General features: G+C 64.8%; 20 protein-coding genes and 3 tRNA genes. All 23 read right to left on the minus strand.

Going from position 1 to position 22,574, the window contains the following annotated elements; genetic code table 11:
* Positions 1-101 precede the first annotated feature (101 nt).
* The gene (rbfA, locus tag ACZK4H_RS15100) at positions 102-485 is read right to left on the minus strand and encodes a 30S ribosome-binding factor RbfA (protein ID WP_005410447.1); all 384 of its coding nucleotides are present in this window, start codon (positions 483-485) and stop codon (positions 102-104) included.
* A gap of 122 nt (positions 486-607) precedes the next feature.
* Positions 608-3,250, minus strand: a complete 2,643-nt coding sequence (infB, locus tag ACZK4H_RS15105) for a translation initiation factor IF-2 (RefSeq protein ID WP_099551929.1) — start codon at positions 3,248-3,250, stop codon at positions 608-610.
* Positions 3,251-3,342: 92 nt separating this feature from the next.
* Positions 3,343-4,854 carry a transcription termination factor NusA gene (nusA, locus tag ACZK4H_RS15110; protein WP_006458580.1) on the minus strand — a complete coding sequence of 504 codons (1,512 nt, stop codon included), beginning with the start codon at positions 4,852-4,854 and terminating at the stop codon, positions 3,343-3,345.
* A 4-nt stretch (positions 4,855-4,858) separates the two neighbouring features.
* Positions 4,859-5,449, minus strand: coding sequence for a ribosome maturation factor RimP (gene rimP, locus ACZK4H_RS15115; protein ID WP_005410450.1), 591 nt, complete (start codon positions 5,447-5,449; stop codon positions 4,859-4,861).
* Between the two features lie 356 nt (positions 5,450-5,805).
* A tRNA-Met gene (locus ACZK4H_RS15120) sits at positions 5,806-5,882 on the minus strand.
* 82 nt (positions 5,883-5,964) lie between these two features.
* Positions 5,965-6,041, minus strand: a tRNA-Met gene (locus ACZK4H_RS15125).
* 127 nt (positions 6,042-6,168) lie between these two features.
* On the minus strand, positions 6,169-7,629 hold the full coding sequence (gene nuoN / locus ACZK4H_RS15130; RefSeq protein WP_099551930.1) for an NADH-quinone oxidoreductase subunit NuoN: 1,461 nt from the start codon (positions 7,627-7,629) through the stop codon (positions 6,169-6,171).
* A 15-nt stretch (positions 7,630-7,644) separates the two neighbouring features.
* A complete protein-coding gene (locus ACZK4H_RS15135; protein ID WP_005410452.1) occupies positions 7,645-9,153 on the minus strand; it encodes an NADH-quinone oxidoreductase subunit M in 1,509 nt (502 codons plus the stop codon).
* A 23-nt stretch (positions 9,154-9,176) separates the two neighbouring features.
* Positions 9,177-11,351 (minus strand): NADH-quinone oxidoreductase subunit L, encoded by a 2,175-nt coding sequence (gene nuoL, locus ACZK4H_RS15140; RefSeq protein ID WP_099551931.1) that lies wholly within the window; start codon positions 11,349-11,351, stop codon positions 9,177-9,179.
* Between the two features lie 7 nt (positions 11,352-11,358).
* Complete coding sequence (gene nuoK, locus ACZK4H_RS15145; RefSeq protein WP_005410454.1) at positions 11,359-11,664, minus strand: NADH-quinone oxidoreductase subunit NuoK; 306 nt, start codon at positions 11,662-11,664, stop codon at positions 11,359-11,361.
* Entirely contained in the window at positions 11,661-12,317 is a 657-nt protein-coding gene (locus ACZK4H_RS15150) for an NADH-quinone oxidoreductase subunit J (RefSeq protein ID WP_099551932.1), read from the minus strand. Before ACZK4H_RS15150 ends, nuoK begins: the two co-directional genes overlap by 4 nt.
* A 9-nt stretch (positions 12,318-12,326) precedes the next feature.
* Positions 12,327-12,815 (minus strand): NADH-quinone oxidoreductase subunit NuoI, encoded by a 489-nt coding sequence (nuoI, locus tag ACZK4H_RS15155; protein ID WP_005410456.1) that lies wholly within the window; start codon positions 12,813-12,815, stop codon positions 12,327-12,329.
* A gap of 4 nt (positions 12,816-12,819) precedes the next feature.
* Positions 12,820-13,914: an NADH-quinone oxidoreductase subunit NuoH gene (nuoH, locus tag ACZK4H_RS15160; protein ID WP_005410457.1), complete on the minus strand. Its 1,095-nt coding sequence runs from the start codon at positions 13,912-13,914 to the stop codon at positions 12,820-12,822.
* Positions 13,911-16,145 (minus strand): NADH-quinone oxidoreductase subunit NuoG, encoded by a 2,235-nt coding sequence (gene nuoG / locus ACZK4H_RS15165; protein WP_099551933.1) that lies wholly within the window; start codon positions 16,143-16,145, stop codon positions 13,911-13,913. Before nuoG ends, nuoH begins: the two co-directional genes overlap by 4 nt.
* The gene (gene nuoF / locus ACZK4H_RS15170) at positions 16,142-17,482 is read right to left on the minus strand and encodes an NADH-quinone oxidoreductase subunit NuoF (protein ID WP_005410459.1); all 1,341 of its coding nucleotides are present in this window, start codon (positions 17,480-17,482) and stop codon (positions 16,142-16,144) included. Before nuoF ends, nuoG begins: the two co-directional genes overlap by 4 nt.
* Before the next feature lie 4 nt (positions 17,483-17,486).
* The gene (gene nuoE / locus ACZK4H_RS15175; protein WP_006381132.1) at positions 17,487-18,014 is read right to left on the minus strand and encodes an NADH-quinone oxidoreductase subunit NuoE; all 528 of its coding nucleotides are present in this window, start codon (positions 18,012-18,014) and stop codon (positions 17,487-17,489) included.
* Between the two features lie 97 nt (positions 18,015-18,111).
* Positions 18,112-19,419 carry an NADH-quinone oxidoreductase subunit D gene (locus ACZK4H_RS15180; RefSeq protein WP_099551934.1) on the minus strand — a complete coding sequence of 436 codons (1,308 nt, stop codon included), beginning with the start codon at positions 19,417-19,419 and terminating at the stop codon, positions 18,112-18,114.
* Complete coding sequence (locus ACZK4H_RS15185; protein WP_099551935.1) at positions 19,416-20,165, minus strand: NADH-quinone oxidoreductase subunit C; 750 nt, start codon at positions 20,163-20,165, stop codon at positions 19,416-19,418. Before ACZK4H_RS15185 ends, ACZK4H_RS15180 begins: the two co-directional genes overlap by 4 nt.
* A 33-nt stretch (positions 20,166-20,198) precedes the next feature.
* Positions 20,199-20,753: a NuoB/complex I 20 kDa subunit family protein gene (locus ACZK4H_RS15190; protein WP_005410463.1), complete on the minus strand. Its 555-nt coding sequence runs from the start codon at positions 20,751-20,753 to the stop codon at positions 20,199-20,201.
* Entirely contained in the window at positions 20,744-21,100 is a 357-nt protein-coding gene (locus tag ACZK4H_RS15195) for an NADH-quinone oxidoreductase subunit A (protein WP_005414075.1), read from the minus strand. The genes ACZK4H_RS15190 and ACZK4H_RS15195 overlap by 10 nt, the downstream gene beginning before the upstream one ends.
* Before the next feature lie 111 nt (positions 21,101-21,211).
* A tRNA-Leu gene (locus ACZK4H_RS15200) sits at positions 21,212-21,296 on the minus strand.
* A 51-nt stretch (positions 21,297-21,347) separates the two neighbouring features.
* On the minus strand, positions 21,348-21,785 hold the full coding sequence (gene secG, locus ACZK4H_RS15205; RefSeq protein ID WP_099551936.1) for a preprotein translocase subunit SecG: 438 nt from the start codon (positions 21,783-21,785) through the stop codon (positions 21,348-21,350).
* 31 nt (positions 21,786-21,816) lie between these two features.
* On the minus strand, positions 21,817-22,572 hold the full coding sequence (tpiA, locus tag ACZK4H_RS15210) for a triose-phosphate isomerase (RefSeq protein ID WP_099551937.1): 756 nt from the start codon (positions 22,570-22,572) through the stop codon (positions 21,817-21,819).
* Positions 22,573-22,574: the final 2 nt, after the last annotated feature.

The raw sequence follows: 22,574 nt of genomic DNA on the forward strand, positions 1-22,574 counted from the left end.
CGGGTAGCGCCGGGCCATGCCCGGCGAGCGCGCAGCGCGGTCTGCATCAGACATCGCACAGCCGGAATGCAACAACGCCGGGCATGCCCGGCGTCGCGCGGTTATTCTTCGTCGCTCTCGCGGCGCTTCTCCGCGGCCAGCGTATCGGGCAGGTCGCGCAGGATGTTGTCGATGTGCTCACCACGGTCGACCGAATCGTCGTAGTGGAAATGCAGCTCCGGCACGTGGCGCAGCTTCATCGCGCGTGCCAGGTCCATGCGCAGGCGGTAGCCCAGCTCCTTCAGGCCGGCCACGGCCTCGGCCGAACGCTCCGGCATCAGCGCGGTGACGAATACCTTGGCATGGGCCATGTCGCGGGTGATTTCCACGTCGGACACGCTCACCGAGGGCAACCCGTGCTCGCGCACGGCGTTGTGCACCAGGGTGCCGAGTTCACGGCGCAGCTGGGCGGAGACACGGTCGGTTCGATGGAAAGTCTTGGGCACGCGGTCGGGCTCTCGATTCAAATGTGACCCGACCAAGGTCGGGCCCTACCAGGAGGAGCGGCCCGACCAAGGTCGGGCCCCACCAAGGGGGACCGGCCCGTGAGGGCCGGTCCGATGCAGCATTACAGGGTGCGCGGCACTTCGATACGCTCGAAGCACTCGATCTGGTCACCCGGCTTGACGTCGTTGTAGGCCTTCACCGCGATACCGCATTCGGTACCGTTGCGGACTTCCTCGACGTTTTCCTTGAAGCGGCGCAGCGATTCCAGCTCGCCTTCGAAGATCACCACGCTGTCGCGCAGGACGCGGATCGGCTTGTTGCGCTTGACCACGCCCTCGATGACCATCGAGCCGGCAACGGCGCCCAGCTTGGAGCTGCGGAACACGTCGCGGACCTCGGCGATACCGATGATCTCTTCGCGGATCTCCACGCCCAGCAGACCGGAGGCTACCTGCTTCACCTGATCGATCACGTCATAGATGATCGAGAAGTAACGCAGGTCCACGCCGTTGGATTCGATGATGCGACGGGCCGAAGCATCCGCACGCACGTTGAAGCCGATGACGGTGGCCTTCGAAGCGGCCGCCGAGTTGGCGTCCGATTCGGTGATGCCGCCCACGCCGGAGTGAATCACGTTGATGCGGATGTCTTCGTTGGACAGCGCGACCAGTGCCTGGCTCAGGGCCTGCACCGAACCCTGCACGTCGGCCTTGATGACCAGGTTGAGAACCTGCTGGCCCTCGCCCTTGCCCAGGGTCGCCATGATGTCTTCCATACGGCTGCCAGCGGTGGCGACCAGGCGCGATTCGCGGCGCTTGGTCTCACGCTGCTGGGCAACGTCCTTGGCCAGGCGCTCGTCCTCGACGACCACGAAGTCGTCACCGGCTTCCGGCACGCCGGACAGGCCCAGGACCTGCACCGGGATGGACGGGCCGGCGAACTCCGGCTGCTTGCCGGTTTCGTCGAACAGCGCACGCACGCGGCCGTACTGGATGCCGCACACCAGGTAGTCGCCCTTCTTCAGGCGGCCCTGCTGCACCAGCACGGTCGCGACCGGGCCGCGGCCCTTGTCCAGCGACGATTCGATCACCACGCCCGAGGCGCGGCCTTCGTCGACGGCCTTCAGTTCCAGCAGTTCGGCCTGGATCGAGATGGCGTCCAGCAGGTCGTCGATGCCCAGGCCGGTCTTGGCCGAGATCTCCACCATCTGGGTATCACCACCGAAATCTTCGGCCACGACCTGCTCGGACAGCAGTTCGTTCTTGACCCGCATCGGGTCGGCGTCGGACTTGTCGATCTTGTTGATCGCCACGATCAGCGGCACACCCGCCGAACGGGCGTGCTGGATCGCTTCCTTGGTCTGCGGCATGACGCCGTCATCGGCGGCCACGACCAGCACCACGATATCGGTCAGCTTGGCACCGCGGGCACGCATCGAGGTGAAGGCAGCATGGCCCGGGGTATCCAGGAAGCTGATCACGCCCTTCGGCGTATCCACGTGGTAGGCACCGATGTGCTGGGTGATGCCGCCGGCTTCGCCGGTGGCGACCTTGGTGCGGCGGATGTAATCCAGCAGCGAGGTCTTGCCGTGGTCGACGTGGCCCATGATGGTGACCACCGGCGGACGCTGGGTAGCTTCGCCCTGGTTTTCACCGGTCGAGGCCAGCAGTGCGTCTTCGGCGTCGTTGTCGTTGGCACGGATCGCCTTGTGGCCGAGTTCTTCGGTCACCAGCGCGGCGGTGTCATGGTCGATGGACTGGGTGATGGTGGCCATCACGCCCATCTTGAACAGCGCCTTGACCACCTCACCGCCCTTCAGCGCGAGCTTCTGCGCCAGGTCGGCCACGGTGATCGTGTCGCCGATCGCCACTTCACGCACCACCGGCGCGGTCGGACGCTCGAAGGCGTGCGGACCGGCATTGTTGCCACCGCGCGACATGTCGCGACGGCCACCGGCCTGGTTGCGCCCGCCCGGACGACCCCGGGTGTTGCTGTTGTTGCTGTTGCCACGACGCGCGCGGTCGGCAGCCGACAGGTGCATCTGGCCGGCGAAACGGTCGCCCGGGCCACGCTCGTTGCGCGGCGCGCTGCGGTTGTTGCGGTCGTCGTTGCGCGGCGGCGGTGCACTGCGCGGCGCAGCCGCAGCGGCAGCCGGAGCACGCGGCGGGCGCGGTGCGGTTTCATCGATCGGAGCACGCTTGGGCTTGCTGGCAGCCAGCGCCTCGGCGGCCTTGGCGGCGGCCGCAGCTTCCTCGGCGGCCTTCTTCTCGGCCTCTGCGCGCTCCTTGGCCGCAACCTCTTCCTCACGGGCACGGACGATGGCTTCGTCGCGCAGACGATCCTTCTCGGCCAGGGCCTGCTGTTCGGCGAGGTTGCGGGCACGCGACTCTTCCAGCTTGCGCAGGATGTCGGCGCGCTCTTCGTCCGGCGTCATGGCGCGCGCACCATCCTTGACGTAGGTCCGCTTCTGGCGGACCTCGACATTCACGGTCGTCTTGCTGCGACCGGAATTGACCGTCACTTCCTGCTGCTTCCGGCGGTTGAGCGTGATCTTCTTTGCAGACTGATCGGTCTCTTCCGGGGCCTGCTCGGGCTTGCCGTGCGAACGACGAAGGAAGCCCAGGAGCTTCACCTTCTCGGAGCTGGTCACGACCTGGTCGGGACCGCTGAACTTCATGCCGGCACCGGCCAGCTGTTCCAGCAGTTTTTCGACCGGCGTGTTGACCAGTTCGGCAAGCTTGCGGATGGTGGTTTGCTGCGACATTCGGATCCTATGATCTTGTGGGCGCCCCCCCGCATCTGGAGGTGGCGCGGATTCTACGCCCTGAGCGGCTCAGGGCCCTGTTCATTGCCGGCTCATTCGCCGCGTTCCAGTCGGGCGATCTCTTCGGCACGGGCGGCCAGGATCAGCGCAGCGGCGCGCGCCTGATCCAGTCCTTCGATGCCGAAGTCCATGACCTCGTCGGCGGCCAGGTCGGACAGGTCCTCACTGGTACGCACGCCGTGGCCGGCCAGCGCATATGCGGTGGCTTCGTCCATGCCCTTCAGGGACAGCAGGTCCTGCGCCGGCTGGCCGTCTTCAAGGCCTTCCTCGACTGCCAGGGCCTCATTGAGCAGCGCATCGCGGGCACGAGCGCGCAGCTCTTCGACGATGTCTTCGTCGAAACCTTCCACGGCCAGCAGTTCGCCGACCGGGACATAAGCGATTTCCTCGACGGTGCCGAAGCCTTCGCTGACCAGGATGCCGGCGATCTCTTCGTCCACTTCCAGCTTGTCCATGAACAACTGGCGGGCCGAAGCCTGCTCGGCTTCCGACTTGGCAGTGACCTGGTCCTGGGTCATCACATTGAGCTGCCATCCGGTCAGGCGGCTGGCCAGGCGCACGTTCTGGCCGCCCTTGCCGATCGCCTGGGCCAGGCGGTCTTCAGCGACAGCCAGGTCCATCGAGTGCTTGTCTTCATCGACGATGATCGACTGCACTTCGGCCGGCGCCATCGCGTTGATGACGAAGTTGGCCGGGTTGTCGTTCCACAGCACGATGTCCACGCGCTCGCCATTGAGCTCGTTGGACACGGCCTGCACGCGCGAACCGCGCATGCCGATGCAGGCGCCGATCGGATCGGTGCGCTGGTCGTGGGCCAGCACGGCGATCTTGGCGCGGTCGCCCGGATCGCGGGCACAGGCCTTGATTTCCACCAGGCCCTGGCCGACTTCCGGCACTTCCAGCTTGAACAGCTCGATCATGAATTCCGGAGCGGCACGGCTGATGAACAGCTGCGGGCCACGCGGTTCCGAACGGACTTCGGCCAGGTAGCCGCGCACGCGGTCGCCGGCGCGCAGCACGTCGCGCGGGATGCCCTTGTCCTTCGGGATGAAGCCTTCGGCATTGCCACCGAGGTCGACATAGATGTTGCCGCGCTCGGCGCGCTTGACCACACCGGTGATCAGTTCGCCGACGCGATCCTTCCACGCATCCACGACCTGCTGGCGCTCGGCTTCGCGCACGCGCTGGACGATGACCTGCTTGGCGGCCTGGGCAGCGATGCGGCCGAAGTCCGGGTTCTCGATCTGCTCTTCGATGTAGTCGCCGACGTCCACGCCTTCGGCTTCATCGACGGCGTCCATCAGGCGGATCTGGCGGTCCGGCGATTCCATGACCACGTCATCGGCCACCACTTCCCAGCGGCGGTAGGTTTCGTAGCTGCCATCCTTGTGGTCGATGACCACGCGGGTCAGCACTTCCTCGTCGGGATAGCGCTTCTTCGCTGCCGAGGCCAGGGCGGCCTCGATGGCATCGAAGATCACTTCACGCGGCACGCCCTTCTCGTTGGCGACCGCGTCGACTACCAGCAACAGTTCCTTGCTCATTGGCTCACTCCGCGCGCGGCTTCTTTGCCGCCGGCTCGTTGGAAGAAGAATTCGTGTTCGGCTTCGGACGCTTCGGTGCCGGACCGGTCGGCTTGCTCGGGGCCAGCCCCAGCGCCACCCAGTCGGGCATGATCCGTGCCTTGTCGATGTTGTCGGCCGACACCACCACTTCGGTCTTGTCGACGATGAAGGTGATGGTGCCTGCGGCCTCGTCGGTCGCCTCGATACGGCCCTGCAGGCGACGACGGTTGTCCTGCGGCAGCTTCAGCGTGACCTTGGCCGATTCACCCTGGTGGCGAGCGAACTGCTCCAGGTTGAACAGCGGGCGATCCACGCCAGGCGACGACACTTCCAGCGTGTAATTGCCGCTGATCGGGTCTTCGACGTCCAGCTGCGCCGACACTTCGCGGCTGACCCGCTCGCAGTCGTCGACATTGATGATGCGCTCTGGCTGTTCAGCCAGCGGCACGTCGATGTAAAGGCGCAGGGTCGCACCGCCGGGGGCCGGCAGATACTCAACGCCCAGCAGCTCCAGGCCCAGCGACACAACGGTCGGGGCGAGCAGATTCGCGATGTCGGTTGCCTTGTCGCTCACAGCCTGCCTTGATCTCTTGGTTGGGTGCCGGCCTTGGCCGGCGTGAAAACATGACGCCCCGGAAACGACAAAGGGCCCGCTGGGCCCCTTTTCCGGAAAGACTCCGGTGACTGGATTCCGGTTGCAACCTGCATTGCCTGCCGGTTGCGGCCCTCCTTCCGGGTCCGGACTCCCGCCGGGAGGCCGCCTTCAGGGGTACTGCTAGGCCGCTGATGATAGCGGCTGCACCGCGCTGGTGCAAGGTGCGGGACTACCCCGAAACGTCCGCTGCGCTCGCCGGGCATGGCCCGGCGGATCGAGCACCACCCCAAAGAAAAACGCCCTCGAAGCAGGACTTCGAAGGCGATCTCTTTACTTGGTAGCGGGGGCAGGATTTGAACCTGCGACCTTCGGGTTATGAGCCCGACGAGCTGCCAGACTGCTCCACCCCGCATCAGAAGCGGAATTATGAGTGATAGCTTCAAAACATGCAAGCCTTCCCTCATTCATCAACCCGGTTGGCGCCGGTTCGATGTTGGTAGCGGGGGCAGGATTTGAACCTGCGACCTTCGGGTTATGAGCCCGACGAGCTGCCAGACTGCTCCACCCCGCACCGGAAGTGTTTGAACTGCTGCCCTGCTCTTTCGAGGAGGGCTACCGCAACGATGTTCTGGCTGAACCGCTGCAGTGACAACTCAGGCTGCGCATATTACACGAATCGCGCAGCTTTGTGTCAACTTTTATGCAAGATGCGCAAAAGCCTTCTGGCACCACAGCATGATCGGGTTCCAGGACAGGCCCAGGGCCAGCAGCGCCAGTGCATTCACGCCCAGCACCACGCCCAGCACGCGGTCGTTGCTGCGCGGCATGGCCTCGCCCACCGGCTCATCGAAGTACATGACCTTGATGACGCGCAGGTAGTAGAAGCAGCCGACCACGGCGCACAGCACGCCGAGGATGGCCAGCCACAGCAGGCCGCCATTGACGGCTGCGCCCAGCACCGCCAGCTTGGTCCAGAAGCCCAGGAACGGCGGGATGCCGGCCAGCGACGCCATGATGCACAGCACCAGGCCGGCCATCCACGGGTTGCGGGCGTTCAGGCCCTTGAAGTCCTCGATGTTCTCGGCTTCAAAGCCGGCACGCGACAGCGCGATGATCGCGCCGAAGGCGGCGGTGGACATGATGGCGTAGGCCAGTGCGTAGAACAGCGCAGCGGCATAGCCCTGCGCGCCACCACCGGCGATGCCCATCAGCAGGAAACCGATGTGCGAGACGGTGGAGAACGCCAGCATGCGCTTGAGGTTGCTCTGCGCGATGGCCATCAGGTTGCCGATGACCAGCGAGACCGCGGCCAGGCCGGCAATCAGCAGCTGCAGTTCGGTCGACAGCGGACCCACGCCCATTTCCAGCAGGCGGTAGGCCATGCCGAAGGCGGCCAGCTTCGGCGCCGAGCTGATGAACAGTGCGATCGGTGCCGGGGCACCCTGGTACACGTCCGGCAGCCACATGTGGAACGGCGCGGCACCCAGCTTGAAGGCGACGCCGGCGATCATGAACACCGCACCGGTGATCAGCAGCACGCGCTCTTCCGAGTGCGGGATGGCGTCACGGATGACGTCCAGATGCAGGCTGCCGGTAGCGCCGTAGATCAGCGACATGCCGTACAGCAGCAGGCCCGAGGCCAGCGAGCCGAGCACGATGTACTTCATCGCCGCCTCGGAGGCCAGGCCGTTCTCGCGGTTGCTGGCGACCAGAGCGTAGGAGCACAGCGCCAGCAGTTCCAGGCCCAGGTAGACCATCAGCAGGCTGCCGGCCGAAACCAGGATCATCATGCCGGCGGTGCCGAACAGGATCAGCACCGGGATCTCGCCCTGGAACAGGTTGCGGTCACGCAGGTAGCGCCAGCCATAGACCAGGGTCAGGCCGCTGAGCAGCACGATCCCGGTCTTCATCACGTCCGCGGCGGTATCGCGCACGAACATGCCATGGAAGACCTCCCCCTGCCCGCCCACGCCGGTGGCCAGCATGAACAGCACCACGGCCAGCGCAGCGAGCGAGAACAGGTGGGTGACGATCTTGTTCCGGTTGCTGACGAACAGGTCGAGGATCATCAGGGCGAAGGCGCTGCCGATCAGCACCAGCTCGGGAGCGAGCGGTGGCAGGTCAGCGGCGGTCAATGGCAGCAGCGGCGAGGTGGTCATCATCAAATCCTGGAATTACAGCAGCTTGCTGGATGCGATCTGCATCGCCAGCTTCGCGATCGAGGGCTCCATCAGGTCGGTCAGCGGCTTGGGGTAGATGCCCAGGGCCAGCACGCCGATGGCGAACACGCCCAGCACCAGCCATTCGCGGCCGTTGATGTCCTTCAGTTCGGCCACGTGGCTGTTGGCCACTTCGCCGAAGAAGATGCGCTTGTACAGCCACAGGGTGTAGGCGGCGCCGATGATCAGGGTGGTGGCCGCACCCAGTGCGATCCACGGATTACGCTGGAAGGCCGACAGGATGACCATGAACTCGCCGACGAAACCGCTGGTGCCCGGCAGGCCCGCATTGGCCATGAAGAACAGCATGGCGAAGGTGGCGAACCACGGCATCACATTGACCACGCCGCCGTAATCGGCGATGCGGCGGCTGTGCATGCGGTCGTACAGCACGCCGACGCAGGAGAACATCGCACCGGACACGAAGCCGTGCGAGATCATCTGCACCATGGCGCCCTGCAGGCCCAGGCGGGCCGCATCGGCATTGCCGGCTTCACGCACCAGCCACAGGGCGATGAAGGTGCCCAGGGTGACGAAGCCCATGTGCGCGATCGACGAATAGGCGATCAGCTTCTTCATGTCGTCCTGCACCAGGGCGACCAGGCCGACGTAGATCACCGCGATCAGCGACAGCGCGATCACCAGCCAGGCCCATTCCTGCGACGCGTCCGGGACGATCGGCAGGTTGAAGCGCAGGAAGCCGTAGCCACCGATCTTCAGGGCGATGGCGGCCAGGATCACCGAACCGGCGGTCGGCGCTTCCACGTGGGCGTCCGGCAGCCAGGTGTGGACCGGGAACATCGGCACCTTGACCGCGAAGGCGATCAGGAAGGCGAAGAAGATCCAGGTCTGTTCCTTGGCCGACAGCGGCAGCGCGTACAGGTCGGCCAGCTGGAAGCTGCCGCCCTTCATGTACAGGTAGATCAGCGCCACCAGCATCAGCACCGAGCCGAGGAAGGTGTACAGGAAGAACTTCAGCGCAGCGTAGATGCGGCGCGGGCCGCCCCAGACACCGATGATCAGGAACATCGGGATCAGCATGGCTTCGAAGAACACGTAGAACAGCATCGCGTCCGTCGCGGCGAAGATGCCGACGGTGACGCCTTCCAGGATCAGGAAGGCAGCCACGTACTGGTTCACGCGCTTGTCGATGGCGCTCCAGGCACCGATCAGGGCAAGCACGCTGACCAGGGTGGTCAGCAGGATCAGCGCCACGGCAATGCCGTCCACGCCCAGGTTGTAGCCGATCTTGTACGCCGGGATCCACGCATGGGTCTCGACGAACTGCAGACCGTCGATGCCCGCGTTGTAGCCGCTCAGCAGCGAGAGGCTTGCAACGAAGGTGAGCACCGCGACGCCCAGCGACGCCCAACGGGCAGTCTGTGCATCACGGATCGCAAGGATCAGGGCGCCACCAATGATCGGCAGCCAGATGAGGACACTGAGTAGAGGCCAGTTCGACACGTCTTCTTATTCCGTACAGGTCATCAACGCAGGTAATGCATCAGCACGCCCAGCAGGGCAATCAGGCCGATGATCATCGCGAAGGCGTAGTGATAGAGGAAACCGGATTGGGTACGACGCAGCACGCCGGCTGCAACGTCCACAACACGTGCCGAGAGATTGACCACGCCGTCGACGATGTTGCTGTCGATCCAGCGCGAGACCTTGCCCAGCTTGACGCTGCCACCGGCAAAGCCATCGATCCACAGCTTGTCGAAGCCGTACTTGTTTTCCAGCACCGAAACGATCGGGGCGAAGGTCTTGCGCGCCTTGCCCGACAGGTCCGGCTTCCACAGGTAGAACAACGCGGCCAGCAGGAAGCCCGCCAGGGTGAGCCAGAACGGAGGCAGCATCATGCCGTGCAGCGCGAACGCGACCGGGCCATGGAACTCTTCACCCAGGAACGCGACGGTGTTCTTGGCCGGATCGTAGAAGTCGACGATGCCGGTAAAGAACGTCTGTGCCTGGCCCTTGATCGCCTCGTGCGCATGGTGGCCGGCCCAGTCGGTGCCGTGCAGCATCGGACCGATGCTGAAGAAACCGATGGCGATCGACGGGATGGCCAGCAGGATCAGCGGCAGGGTCACCACCCACGGGGTTTCGTGCGGCTCATGCGGACCGTGGCCATGGCCGTGGTCATCATGGGCATCGCCGTGGTGGGCATCGGCATGGTGCGCATCTGCGGCATGGTGATCGTCATGGCCGTGGCCATGGTCATCATGCGCGTCACGGAAGCGCTCCTTGCCATGGAAGGTCATGAACAGCAGGCGGAAGCTGTAGAAGCTGGTCACCAGCACGCCACCCAGCACCGCCCAGTAGCCATAGGTGGCCACCCAGCTGTTCTGCATGTGGGCGTGGATCTCGGCCGCCTCGATGATGGTGTCCTTCGAGTAGAAGCCGGAGAAGAACGGCGTGCCGACCAGGGCAAGCGTGCCGATCCACATGGTGATGAAGGTGATCGGCATGTACTTGCGCAGGCCGCCCATCTTGCGCATGTCCTGCTCGTGGTGCATCGCGATGATGACCGAACCGGCGCCCAGGAACAGCAGGGCCTTGAAGAAGGCGTGGGTCATCAGGTGGAACACGGCGGCCGAGTAGGCCGACACGCCCAGGGCGACGGTCATGTAGCCCAGCTGCGACAGCGTGGAGTACGCGACGACGCGCTTGATGTCGTTCTGCACGATGCCGATCAGGCCGGTGAAGAACGCGGTGGTGGCACCGATGAACAGCACGAAGTTCAGCGCGGTCTGCGACAGCTCGAACAGCGGCGACATGCGGGTGACCATGAAGATACCGGCGGTCACCATCGTCGCGGCGTGGATCAGTGCCGAGATCGGGGTCGGGCCTTCCATCGAGTCCGGCAGCCACACGTGCAGCGGGACCTGGGCCGACTTGCCCATGGCGCCGATGAACAGGCAGATGCAGATGACGGTGGCGATCGACCAGATCACCGGCTCGTTCAGCAGCTGCATGCCCAGGATGGTGCCGTCCCAGATCTGCAGCTGGGCGCGCGGGTCAGCCAGCATGCCGGCCTGCGAGAACACCTGCGAGTAGTCCAGGGTGCCGAACACCCACAGCACGCCGGCGATGCCCAGCAGGAAGCCGAAGTCACCGACGCGGTTGACCAGGAACGCCTTCATGTTGGCGAAGATCGCGGTCGGGCGCTTGAACCAGAAGCCGATCAGCAGGTACGACACCAGGCCCACCGCTTCCCAGCCGAAGAACAGCTGCAGGAAGTTGTTGCTCATCACCAGGGTGAGCATCGAGAAGGTGAACAGCGAGATGTAGCTGAAGAACCGCTGGTAGCCCGGATCGTCCTGCATGTAGCCGATCGTGTAGATGTGGACCAGCAGCGACACGAAGGTCACCACCACCATCATCATCGCGGTCAGCTTGTCGACCATGAAGCCGACATGGGCCGAATACTGGCCAACCTCGAAGAACGTGTAGATGTTCTGGTTGAACGGCTGCGCGCCGCCCCACATCAGCTGGTAGAACGTGTACATCGACAGGCCGCAGGCTACCGCGACGCCGAGGATGGTGATGGTCTGCGCGCCGAAGCGCTTGACCTGGCGACCGAACAGGCCGGCGATGATGCTGCCGAACAGCGGTGCAAGCACCACTGCGATCAACAGACTCTTGGAGAGAGTGATTTCCATCTGTGGATCAGCCCTTCAGCGAATCGACTTCGCCGACATTGATCGTGCGGCGGGTACGGAACAGGGTCACCAGGATCGCCAGGCCGATGGCGGCTTCCGCGGCGGCGACGGTCAGGATGAAGAACACGAACAGCTGGCCGGACGGATCGCCCAGCTGACGCGAGAAGCCGACGAAATTGATGTTCACCGACAGCAGCATCAGCTCGATCGACATCAGCAGGACAATGACGTTCTTCCGGTTGAGGAAGATGCCGGCCAGGCTGATGGCGAACAGCACCGCGCCAAGCGCAAGCATGTGGCCAAGGGTAATCACGGCTGGGTCTCCTCGCCGGTGGCCGGCTTGCTGTTGCTGTGCACGACCGGTGCTTCGGCGCCCATCTTGACCATGCGCAGGCGCTGGTCGGCCTTGACCATGGTCTGCTCACCCGGGTTCTGGCTCTTCACGCCGGTACGGCGACGCAGGGTCAGCATCACGGCGGCGACCACGGCCACGGTCAGGATGACGGCGGCGAACTCGAACGGCAGCAGGTATTCGGTGAACAGCGTGCGCGCCAGCCAGGTGACGTTGGAGCTGTCGGCAGCGACCGCAGCGGCGTTGTCGGCCGGGAACGGGGTGACCGCCCTGCCCTTCACGCCGATCAGGATCAGCATCTGCACCAGCATCGCCACCGCCACGATCAGACCGACCGGCAGGTAGCGCACCCACCCCTCACGCATCTTGGTGGGGTCGATGTCCAGCATCATCACCACGAACAGGAACAGCACCATCACCGCGCCGACGTAGACCAGCACCAGCGCCACGCCGAGGAACTCGGCGCCCACCAGCAGCCACACGCAGGCAATGGAGAAGAAGGTCAGCACCAGGCACAGCACTGCATGCACCGGGTTGCGCACGCTGATCACCGCACCGGCCGAAACCGTTGCCGCGATGGCGAACACCCAGAAAGCGATATTTACCCAATCCATCTCTCGACCTCAGCGGTAAGCGGCATCGGCGGCACGACGCTCGGCGATCTCGTTTTCGAGACGATCGCCAAGGGCCAGCAGCTGCGGCTTGGTAACGATGTTTTCGCCACGGTTCTCGAAGTGGTACTCGAGGATGTGGGTTTCGACGATCGAGTCCACCGGGCAGCTTTCTTCGCAGAAGCCGCAGAAGATGCACTTGAACAGGTCGATGTCGTAGCGGGTGGTGCGGCGGGTGCCGTCCTCGCGCTTGGCCGAGTCGATGGTGATGGCCAGGGCCGGGCACACCGCTTCGCACAGCTTGCAGGCAATGCAGCGCTCTTCGCCGTTGGGATAACGACGCAGCGCGTGCAGGCCACGGAAGCGCGGCGACTGCGGGAACTTCTCCATCGGGTACATCATCGTGTACTTCGGCTTGAAGCTGTACTTCAGCGTCAGCCAGAGGCCCGCCAGCAGTTCGAGCAGCAGCAGGCTCTTGAAGTAATGGGTAATCCTGTTCATCACTTTAGACGCCCTTTTGAATCACGCCGAAGAACACCATGACGGCGGTAACCGCGATCCACAGAATGGCCAGCGGGATGAAGACCTTCCAGCCCAGGCGCATGATCTGGTCATAGCGGAAGCGCGGGAAGCTGGCACGGAACCAGATGTAGGCACTGGCGAAGAAGAACACCTTGACGAACAGCCACGGTGCACCGCCCTTCCAGATCCAGTCGACCAGCGGCGAGACATCGCCGAAGTTGACCCAGCCCTGGACCGGGCTCAGCCAGCCACCGAGGAAGAAGATCGAGATCAGGAAGCTGATCAGGATCATGTTCGCGTATTCGGCCAGGAAGAACAGGGCGAACGCGCCGCCGGAGTATTCGACCATGTGGCCTGCAACGATTTCCGACTCGCCTTCCACCACGTCGAACGGCGCGCGGTTGGTTTCAGCCACGCCCGACACCCAGTAGATGACGAACAGCGGGAACAGCGGCAGCAGGAACCAGTCGAAGAAGCCAGAGCTGCCAGCCTGCGCCATCACGATGTTGCTCAGGTTCAGGCTGCCGGCGGCGATCATCACGCCGACCAGGGCGAAGCCCATGGCGATTTCGTAGCTGATCATCTGCGCCGAGGCGCGCATCGCACCCAGGAACGCGTACTTCGAGTTGGACGCCCAACCGGCCAGGATGATGCCGTAGATGCCCAGCGAGGTCATCGCCAACAGGTACAGCAGGCCAGCGTTGGCGTTGGACAGCACGATCTGCGAATCGAAGGGCACCACCGACCAGGCCGCGAAAGCCGGGGCCAGGGTGATCAGCGGCGCCAGCAGGTAGATCGCCTTGTTGGCGCTGCTCGGCTGGACCACTTCCTTAAACAGCAGTTTGAAGACGTCGGCGAAGGCCTGGAAGATGCCCATGCCCACGTACATCGGGCCGTGACGGACGTGCATCCAGCCGATCAGCTTGCGTTCCCAGACCACGTAGAAGGCCACCGAGATGATCACCGGCACGGTGATCACCAGGATCTTCAGGATGATCCAGATCAGCGCGCCGATGTCACCGAGGCCAAGCAGCCACTGGTGCAGCGGGTCGACCGCGTTCAACAGCAATTCGTTCATGCAGCCACCACCGATACACGAGCGGCACCCAGCGGCGCGGTCGCGCCGTGGCCCGATTCAATCCAGACCGAACCCGCAGCGACGCGGGCGTCGACCACCACCGGCAGGGTGGCCTTGCCGGCATCGGTGCCGACCTTGGCCATCTGCCCTTCCTGCAGCTGCAGGCGAGCGGCATCTTCAGCGTTCAGCACGATGCGCGGGGCGTTGTTGAGCGGATGCGACTGCAGCGCCGGCGCACGGCGGACCACCGCATCGGTGCGGTAGATCGCGGCGGTCGAAGCCACTTCCAGGCCTTCGCCGGCAACCACCGGCTGCGCCGAAGCGGCAACGGTGACCGACACCGGGGCCAGGCTGGCACGCAGGCCGGCCAGGTCGGTGAAGTCGAAACCGGCCAGCGCCATGTCGCCACCCAGGGCGCGCAGCACGCGCCAGCCTTCACGGGCCTCGCCCGGCAGCTTGCCGCCGGCACGGGCCGACTGCTCGCGACCATCGAGGTTGGTCAGGGTGGCGTCGATTTCCGGCAGCGCGCCGATCGGCAGGATGACGTCGGCAACGTCGCGGGTGGACACGCAGGCGAACTGGCTGAAGGCCACCACCTGGGCACCGGCCAGCGCCTTGCGCGCGGCGGGAGCGTCGGCGAAGTCCAGGCCCGGCTCCAGGCCGTACACCACGTAGGCCTGGCGTGGCTGCGCCAGCATCGCGGCGACGTCCTTGCCGGCCGGCAGCACGCCGGCGCGGGTCAGGCCAACGGCGTTGGCGCCCTGCGGGATGCGGCACAGCTTGGCGCCGGTGGCGGCTGCGAACTCACGCGCGGCAGCGCGGATCGCGGCAGCCTGCGGGTGGTTCTCGGCGATGCCACCGACGATCAGCACGGTGTTGTTGCCGCCCTGCACCGCCGAGCGCAGCTCGGCGTTGGCCAGCGCGTCGACGAACTTCGACGGCGCGACGATCTGCTTGCCAGCAATGCTGAAGGCAAAGTCGAAGTCCACCGGGTTGACGACGTGGATCTTCGCACCGTTGGTGGTCTGCGCCTTGCGCAGGCGGGCGTGCAGCAGCGGCAGTTCGTGGCGGATGTTGCTGCCCAGAACGACGATGCGGTCGGCGCCTTCGATCTCGGCCAGCGGCAGGCCGAACACTTCGGCGGTTGCGGCGTCGGAGAAATCGCGGTTGTTGATGCGGTGGTCGATGTTGCTCGAGCCCAGGCCCTTGGCCAGGCGGGCCAGCAGCGCGCCCTCCTCGTTCGAGGTGGACGGGTGCACCAGCACGCCCAGGTTGTCGCCCTGGTTGGCCTTGAGGATCTCGACGGCCGCGGCCAGGCCTTCGGCCCAGCTCACTTCCTTCCACTCGCCATTGACCTTGCGCAGCGGCTTGACCGCACGGTCTTCGCTGTACAGGCCCTGGTGCGAGTAGCGGTCACGGTCGGACAGCCAGCACTCGTTCACCGCTTCGTTGTCGCGCGGCACGGTGCGCAGCACTTCGCCGCGACGCACGTGCAGGAACAGGTTCGAACCCATCGCGTCGTGGTAACCCAGCGACTCGCGCGCGGTCAGTTCCCACGGGCGGGCGCGGAACTGGAACACCTTGTTGGTCAGCGCGCCGACCGGGCAGACGTCGACGACGTTGCCCGACAGCTCGGTGGTCAGCGGCTTGCCGTCGAAGGTACCGATCTGCAGGTTCTCACCGCGGTACATGCCACCCAGCTCGTAGGTACCGGCAACGTCAGCAGTGAAGCGGACGCAGCGGGTGCACTGGATGCAGCGGGTCATCTCGGTGGCGACCAGCGGACCCATGTCCTCGTCCGGCACCACGCGCTTGCGCTCGTTGAAGCGGCTGACCGAACGGCCATAGCCCAGCGATACGTCCTGCAGCTCGCACTCGCCGCCCTGATCGCAGATCGGGCAGTCCAGCGGGTGGTTGATGAGCAGGAACTCCATCACCGAGCGCTGGAACTTCAGTGCCTTCTCGCTGCGGGTGGCGACCTTCATGCCGTCCATCACCGGGGTGGCGCAGGCCGGCGCCGGCTTCGGCGACTTCTCCACGTCCACCAGGCACATGCGGCAGTTGGCGGCGATCGGCAGCTTCTCGTGGTAGCAGAAGCGCGGAATGGAGATGCCGGCCTTGTCGGCGGCCTGGATGATCATCGAGCCCTTGGGCACGACCAGCGACTTGCCATCGATCTCGATGGTGACGTGATCGGGTGGGACGCTCGGATTTACGGGTTGCGCGCTCATGCGGCGGCTGCCTCCACCTTCTTGCCGTCAACCATCGAATGACCGTTGACGATGTAGTACTCGAACTCGTCCCAGAACTGGCGCAGGAAGCCCTGGATGGGCCATGCAGCCGCTTCGCCGAACGCACAGATGGTGTGGCCTTCGATCTGGCCGGCCACCGCCTTCAGCTGGTGCAGGTCTTCCATCGTGGCCTTGCCGGCGACGATGCGCTCCAGCACGCGGTGCATCCAGCCGGTGCCTTCACGGCACGGGGTGCACTGGCCGCAGGATTCCTTGTGGAAGAACTGGCTGATGCGGCAGGCGAACTTCACGCAGCAGACGCTGTCGTCGAGCACCACGATCGCACCCGAACCCAGGCCGGAGCCCAGTGCGCGGATGGTGTCGTAGTCCATCGGCAGGTCCTTCAGCTCGGCCGCGGTCAGCACCGGCATCGACACGCCGCCCGGGATCGCGCCCTTCAGCGTGCGGCCCGGACGCAGGCCACCGGCCATTTCCAGCAGGTCGTGGAATTTGGTGCCGAGCGGCACTTCGAAGTTGCCGCCATTCTGCACGCAGCCGGACACCGAGAAGCACTTCGGGCCGCCGTTGGCGGTCAGGCTCAGGCCCTTGAACCACTCCGGACCGTTGCGGATGATCGCCGGCACCGAGCCATAGGTTTCGGTGTTGTTGATCGTCGACGGCTTGCCGTACAGGCCGAAATTGGCCGGGAACGGCGGCTTGTAGCGCGGCTGGCCCTTCTTGCCCTCCAGCGATTCCATCAGCGCGGTCTCTTCGCCGCAGATGTACGCGCCGGCGCCCAGCGCACCGTAGATGTCGATGTCCACGCCCGAGCCCATCACGTTCTTGCCCAGCCAGCCGTTCGCATAGGCGTCAGCCAGGGCCTGCTCGAAGTGCTCGAACGGCTCGTGGTGGAACTCACCGCGCAGATAGTTGTAACCCACGGTCGAACCGGTGGCGTAGCAGGCGATCGCCATGCCTTCCACCACCGAATGCGGGTTGTAGCGCAGGATGTCGCGATCCTTGCAGGTGCCCGGCTCGGATTCGTCCGAGTTGCAGAGGATGTACTTCTGCATGTTGCCCTTGGGCATGAAGGACCACTTCAGGCCGGTCGGGAAGCCTGCGCCACCGCGGCCACGCAGGCCCGAGGCCTTGACCATCTCGATGACCTGCTCCGGCGGGATCTTCTCTTCGAGGATCTTGCGCAGGGCGGCATAGCCACCGGTCTTCAGGTAGCTTTCGTACGACCACGGGGTGTCGTAATGCAGGGTGGTGTAGACCACCTGGTGCGGCAGCGGCGCGGGGCCGACCGGACCCTTGGATTCGTGGTGATGTGCCATGCCCTTACTCCAGCCCGTCCAGCAGCTCGTCGACCTTTTCCAGGGTCAGACGCTCATGGTAGTGACCGTTGATGACCATCATCGGCGCGCCACCGCAACCGGCCAGGCACTCTTCCTCGCGCTTGAGGTAGACGCGGCCGTCCGGGGTCGATTCACCGTGCTTGATGCCCAGCTTCTTCTCGCAATGGCGCACGATGTCCTCGGCGCCATTGAGCCAGCAGCTGATGTTGGTGCAGATGGCCACGTTGTTGCGGCCCACCTTCTCGGTCTCGAACATCGAGTAGAAGCTGGCGACCTCGTAGGCCCACACCGGCGGCAGGTCCAGGTACTTGGCCACGCCGGCGATCAGCTCGTCGGTCAGCCAGCCCTCGTTCTGCTCCTGGGCCGCATGCAGGCCCTGCAGCACGGCAGAGCGCTTGCGGTCCGGCGGGAACTTGGACAGCCAGTGATCGATGTGAGCGCGGGTCTTGTCGCTCAGCACCACCATCGGGTCGACGTCGCGCGCCGCCTCGAAATTACCTGTCGCCTTCATCGGCCGACCTCAGCGAAATGCATAACGTGAAATTCCAGAAACTGCGGCGCCGGCTTGCGCCGGCTGCCTGCAGCGGGCGTTGGCGTGGCGGACGGCATTACCGGTCAACCTCGCCGAACACCAGGTCGTAGGTACCGATCATCGCCACCACGTCGGCCAGCATGTGGCCGCGCACGATCGAATCGATCGAGGACAGGTGGGCGAAGCCCGGCGCACGCAGGTGCACGCGGAACGGCTTGTTGGCGCCATCGGAGACCAGGTAGCAGCCGAATTCGCCCTTCGGGGCTTCCACCGCCGAGTAGGTCTCGCCGGCCGGCACGCAGTAGCCTTCGCTGAACAGCTTGAAGTGGTGGATCAGCGCTTCCATGTCGTCCTTCATGTCCTCGCGCTTGGGCGGAGCGACCTTGAAGTTCTTCACCATCACCGGGCCCGGGTTGGCCTTCAGCCACGCCACGCACTGCTTGATGATGCGGTTGGATTCGCGCATTTCGGCAACGCGGACCAGGTAACGGTCGTAGCAGTCGCCTTCCTTGCCCAGCGGGATGTCGAAATCGACGGCATCGTACTTGGCGTACGGACGCTTCTTGCGCAGGTCCCAGGCGATGCCCGAGCCGCGCAGCATCACGCCGGTCATGCCCCACTGGTGGGCCAGCTCCGGAGTGACCACGCCGATGCCGACGGTACGCTGCTTCCAGATACGGTTGTCGGTCAGCAGGGTTTCGTATTCGTCGATGCGCTTGGGGAACTCGACGGTGAAGTTCTCCAGGAAGTCCAGCAGCGAGCCTTCGCGCGAAGCATTGAGCTGCTTCAGCGCCTTGCCCTTGTGCCAGCGCGATTCCTTGTACTTCGGCATGTGGTCCGGCAGGTCGCGGTAGACACCGCCCGGACGGTAGTACGCCGCGTGCATGCGCGCGCCGGAGACCGCTTCGTAGCAGTCCATCAGCTCTTCGCGCTCGCGGAAGGCGTACAGCATCACCGCCATCGCACCCAGGTCGAGCGCGTTGGAGCCCAGCCACATCAGGTGGTTGAGGATGCGGGTGATTTCGTCGTACATGGTGCGGATGTACTGCGCACGCTCCGGCGCCTCGATGCCCATCAGGGTCTCGATCGCGCGCACGTAGGCGTGCTCGTTGCACATCATCGACACGTAGTCCAGACGATCCATGTAACCGATCGACTGGTTGAACGGCTTGGACTCGGCCAGCTTTTCGGTACCACGATGCAGCAGACCCACGTGCGGGTCGGCGCGCATGATGGTTTCGCCGTCCATTTCCAGGATCAGGCGCAGCACACCGTGCGCGGCCGGATGCTGCGGGCCGAAGTTCATGGTGTAGTTGCGGATTTCCTGCCGGCTTTCGGCGGTGTTGCTGGCGAATGCTTCGCCGGCCTGGTGTACGTGGCTCACTTCACTGCCTCCTGCGCGCGCTCACCTTCTGCGGTCTGCAGACGGGCGTCGTCGCGGATCACGCGCGGCACGCCGACACGCGGCTCCACCGAGGTGACCGGTTCGTAGATCACGCGCTTCTTTTCTTCGTCGTAGCGGACTTCGACATTGCCGATCAGCGGGAAGTCCTTGCGGAACGGATGGCCGACGAAACCATAGTCGGTCAGGATCCGGCGCAGGTCCGGGTGGCCTTCGAAGATCACGCCGTACAGGTCGAACGCTTCGCGCTCGAACCAGTTCAGGCCCGGCCAGATGCCGGTCAGCGAGGACACCACCGGCAGCGCTTCGTCAGGGGCGAAGCAGCGCAGGTGCATCATCAGGTTGTGCCGGTACGAACGCAGCTGGGCGACCACGGCGAAGCGCTGGGTCGGCATGTGCTGCGGGCGGGCACCGTCGGCACCGTTTTCCTCGGTGGGGAACTCGCCCCACGCGAAACGGCCCTGGGCCTTGCCTTCGACACCACGGCTGAAGCCCTGCGAGGACACGTCGGCGGTGTCCCATTCGTCGGAGCCATAGCCGAGGTAGTCGACGCCGCAGAGATCCACGGCCTGCTCGAAACCAAACTCGTCACGCAGCGCCAGCGCGGTGGCATGCCACTCGGCGGCAGGCACCTCCAGCGTCACTTCGCCGCGGGGTTCGACCACGATGACCTTCGCACCAGCGAAACGTGCGGAGAGTCGGTCGATGAAGGATGCTTGCTCTGCCATGGGGGCTTGGCGCGCTCTTGTAGTGTGGAAGGGTCAGCGGGCGATGGTCTGTGTACGCCAGATCTTCTTCTGCAGCTGCAGGATCCCGTACACCAGCGCCTCGGCGGTCGGCGGGCAACCCGGGACGTAGACGTCCACCGGCACCACGCGATCACAGCCGCGCACGACAGAATAGGAGTAGTGGTAATAGCCGCCACCATTGGCGCAGCTACCCATCGAGATGACCCACTTCGGGTCCGGCATCTGGTCGTAGACCTTGCGCAGCGCCGGGGCCATCTTGTTGACCAGGGTACCGGCCACGATCATCACGTCGGACTGGCGCGGCGACGGGCGGAACACCACGCCGTAGCGGTCAAGGTCCAGGCGCGCGGCGCCGGCGTGCATCATCTCGACCGCGCAGCAGGCCAGGCCGAAGGTCATCGGCCACATCGAGCCGGTGCGCGCCCAGTTCAGCAGTGCGTCGACGCTGGTGGTGACGAAGCCCTTCTCCAGCAGCGGGTTGTCGCCTTCCGGCCGCAGGATGTCATCAACCCGGCCTTCCGGCGTGGGGTTGTTCATGAGGCCATCGAGAGTCTGAATCACTCCCATTCCAGCGCTCCCTTCTTCCAGACGTAAATGAAACCGAGGAACAGCATGCCGACGAACAGGCCCATGGTGACGAGCGAACGGGCGCCCAGCTCCATGAAGACCTGGGTCCACGGCACGATGAAGATGATTTCCAGGTCGAAGACGATGAACTGGATCGCGATCAGGTAGTAGCGCACGTCGAACTTCATGCGCGCGTCTTCGAAGGCCTCGAAGCCGCACTCGTACGGCGACAGCTTTTCCAGATCGGGGCGGCGGGGACCGAGGAATCGACCAACCAGCATCAGCGTAATGCCGATACCGGTGGCAACGATCAGAAACAGCAGAGACGGCAAATATTCGGCCAGCACAGCGATTCTCTCTTGCCTCTGCCGCTGCGCCTGCAGGCGCTTTGGCATGGGGGAGTGGACGGGAATCTACCTGGCGCCTTGCGCGCCAGGCGAACCCGCTTTACTTACAAATGGTGCCCAAGAGGGGACTCGAACCCCTACGACCTAAGTCGCTACCACCTCAAGGTAGTGCGTCTACCAATTCCGCCACCTGGGCAAACGATCACATCAGACTATCTTTCCGATGCGCCGCGTATTGTAACCGGCTTCAGTGTTTCTGGGAGCCTTCCGAAGGCTTTTCTTCACCAGAAACCGAAGATTCCGCCTGAGCCGGCACATTCGCGGCCGGAACCGGGGCTGCCGGGACCGTATCGGCCTTCGGAACGGCCGGCAGTTCGCCCGCCGGAGCCGCCGGAGCAGCCACCGCCGGGGCGGACATCAAGCCCAGGTCCTGATCGGCCGCCGGACGGCTGCCATGACCGGCATACCAGGCCATGAAGAGGCTGATGCCGAAGAACACGACGGCCAGCCACTTGGTCGACTTGGACAGGAAGTTCGAGGCGCCACGCGCACCGAACACCGTACCCGAGGCACCGGCACCAAAGCCCGAACCCGCCGCCGCACCCGAGCCACGCTGCATCAGGATCAGCGCGATCATGGCCACAGCGACCAGCACGTAGACGACATTGAGGATCAACATCAGCATTGGAAACCGCCCTCGGACAATACTTCTAGGATTAGTTCGCGGCCGCCGCCCTTGCGATGGCCAGGAAGTCCGCGGCCACCAGGGAGGCGCCGCCGACCAGCCCACCATCGACATCCGGCTGCGCGAACAGTTCCCCGGCATTGTCGGGCTTCACGCTACCGCCGTAAACAATGGGCAGTGAATCAGCGATTCTAGCATCGATACGCGCGACTTCGCCACGGATGAACGCGTGCACCTGCTGTGCCTGCTCCTTGGTGGCGGTACGGCCGGTACCGATGGCCCAGACCGGCTCATAGGCAACCACCGCCTGGGCGAAACCGGCGGCACCCACCAGTTCCAGCACAGGTGCCAGCTGGCTGGCGATGACCGCCTCGGTCTGCCCCGCTTCGCGCTGCTCCAGGGTCTCACCCACGCACAGCACCGGCACCAGGCCGGCGTGCTGGGCCGCGGCGAACTTGCGCGCGACCAGTTCGCTGCTTTCATGGTGGTACTGGCGGCGCTCGGAGTGGCCGACCAGGCCATAGCGGGCACCCACCTCGTGCAGCATGGCGGCACAGACCTCGCCGGTGTAGGCGCCCTTCTCGTTGCTGCTGACGTCCTGGGCACCGAACACCAGCCCGGTGTCACCAAAGTCCTCGACCAGCTCGCCCAGGTACGGCAGCGGCGGCAGGATCACCACGTCCACCCCGTCCAGCGGCAGCCCGGCGGCCACCTGCCCCAGCAGTTCATTGGCGAATTGACGGCTGCCATGCAGCTTCCAGTTTCCGGCGACGATCTTGCGGCGCATGA

It is taken from the genome of Stenotrophomonas sp. 78350_Sma (assembly GCF_056482105.1).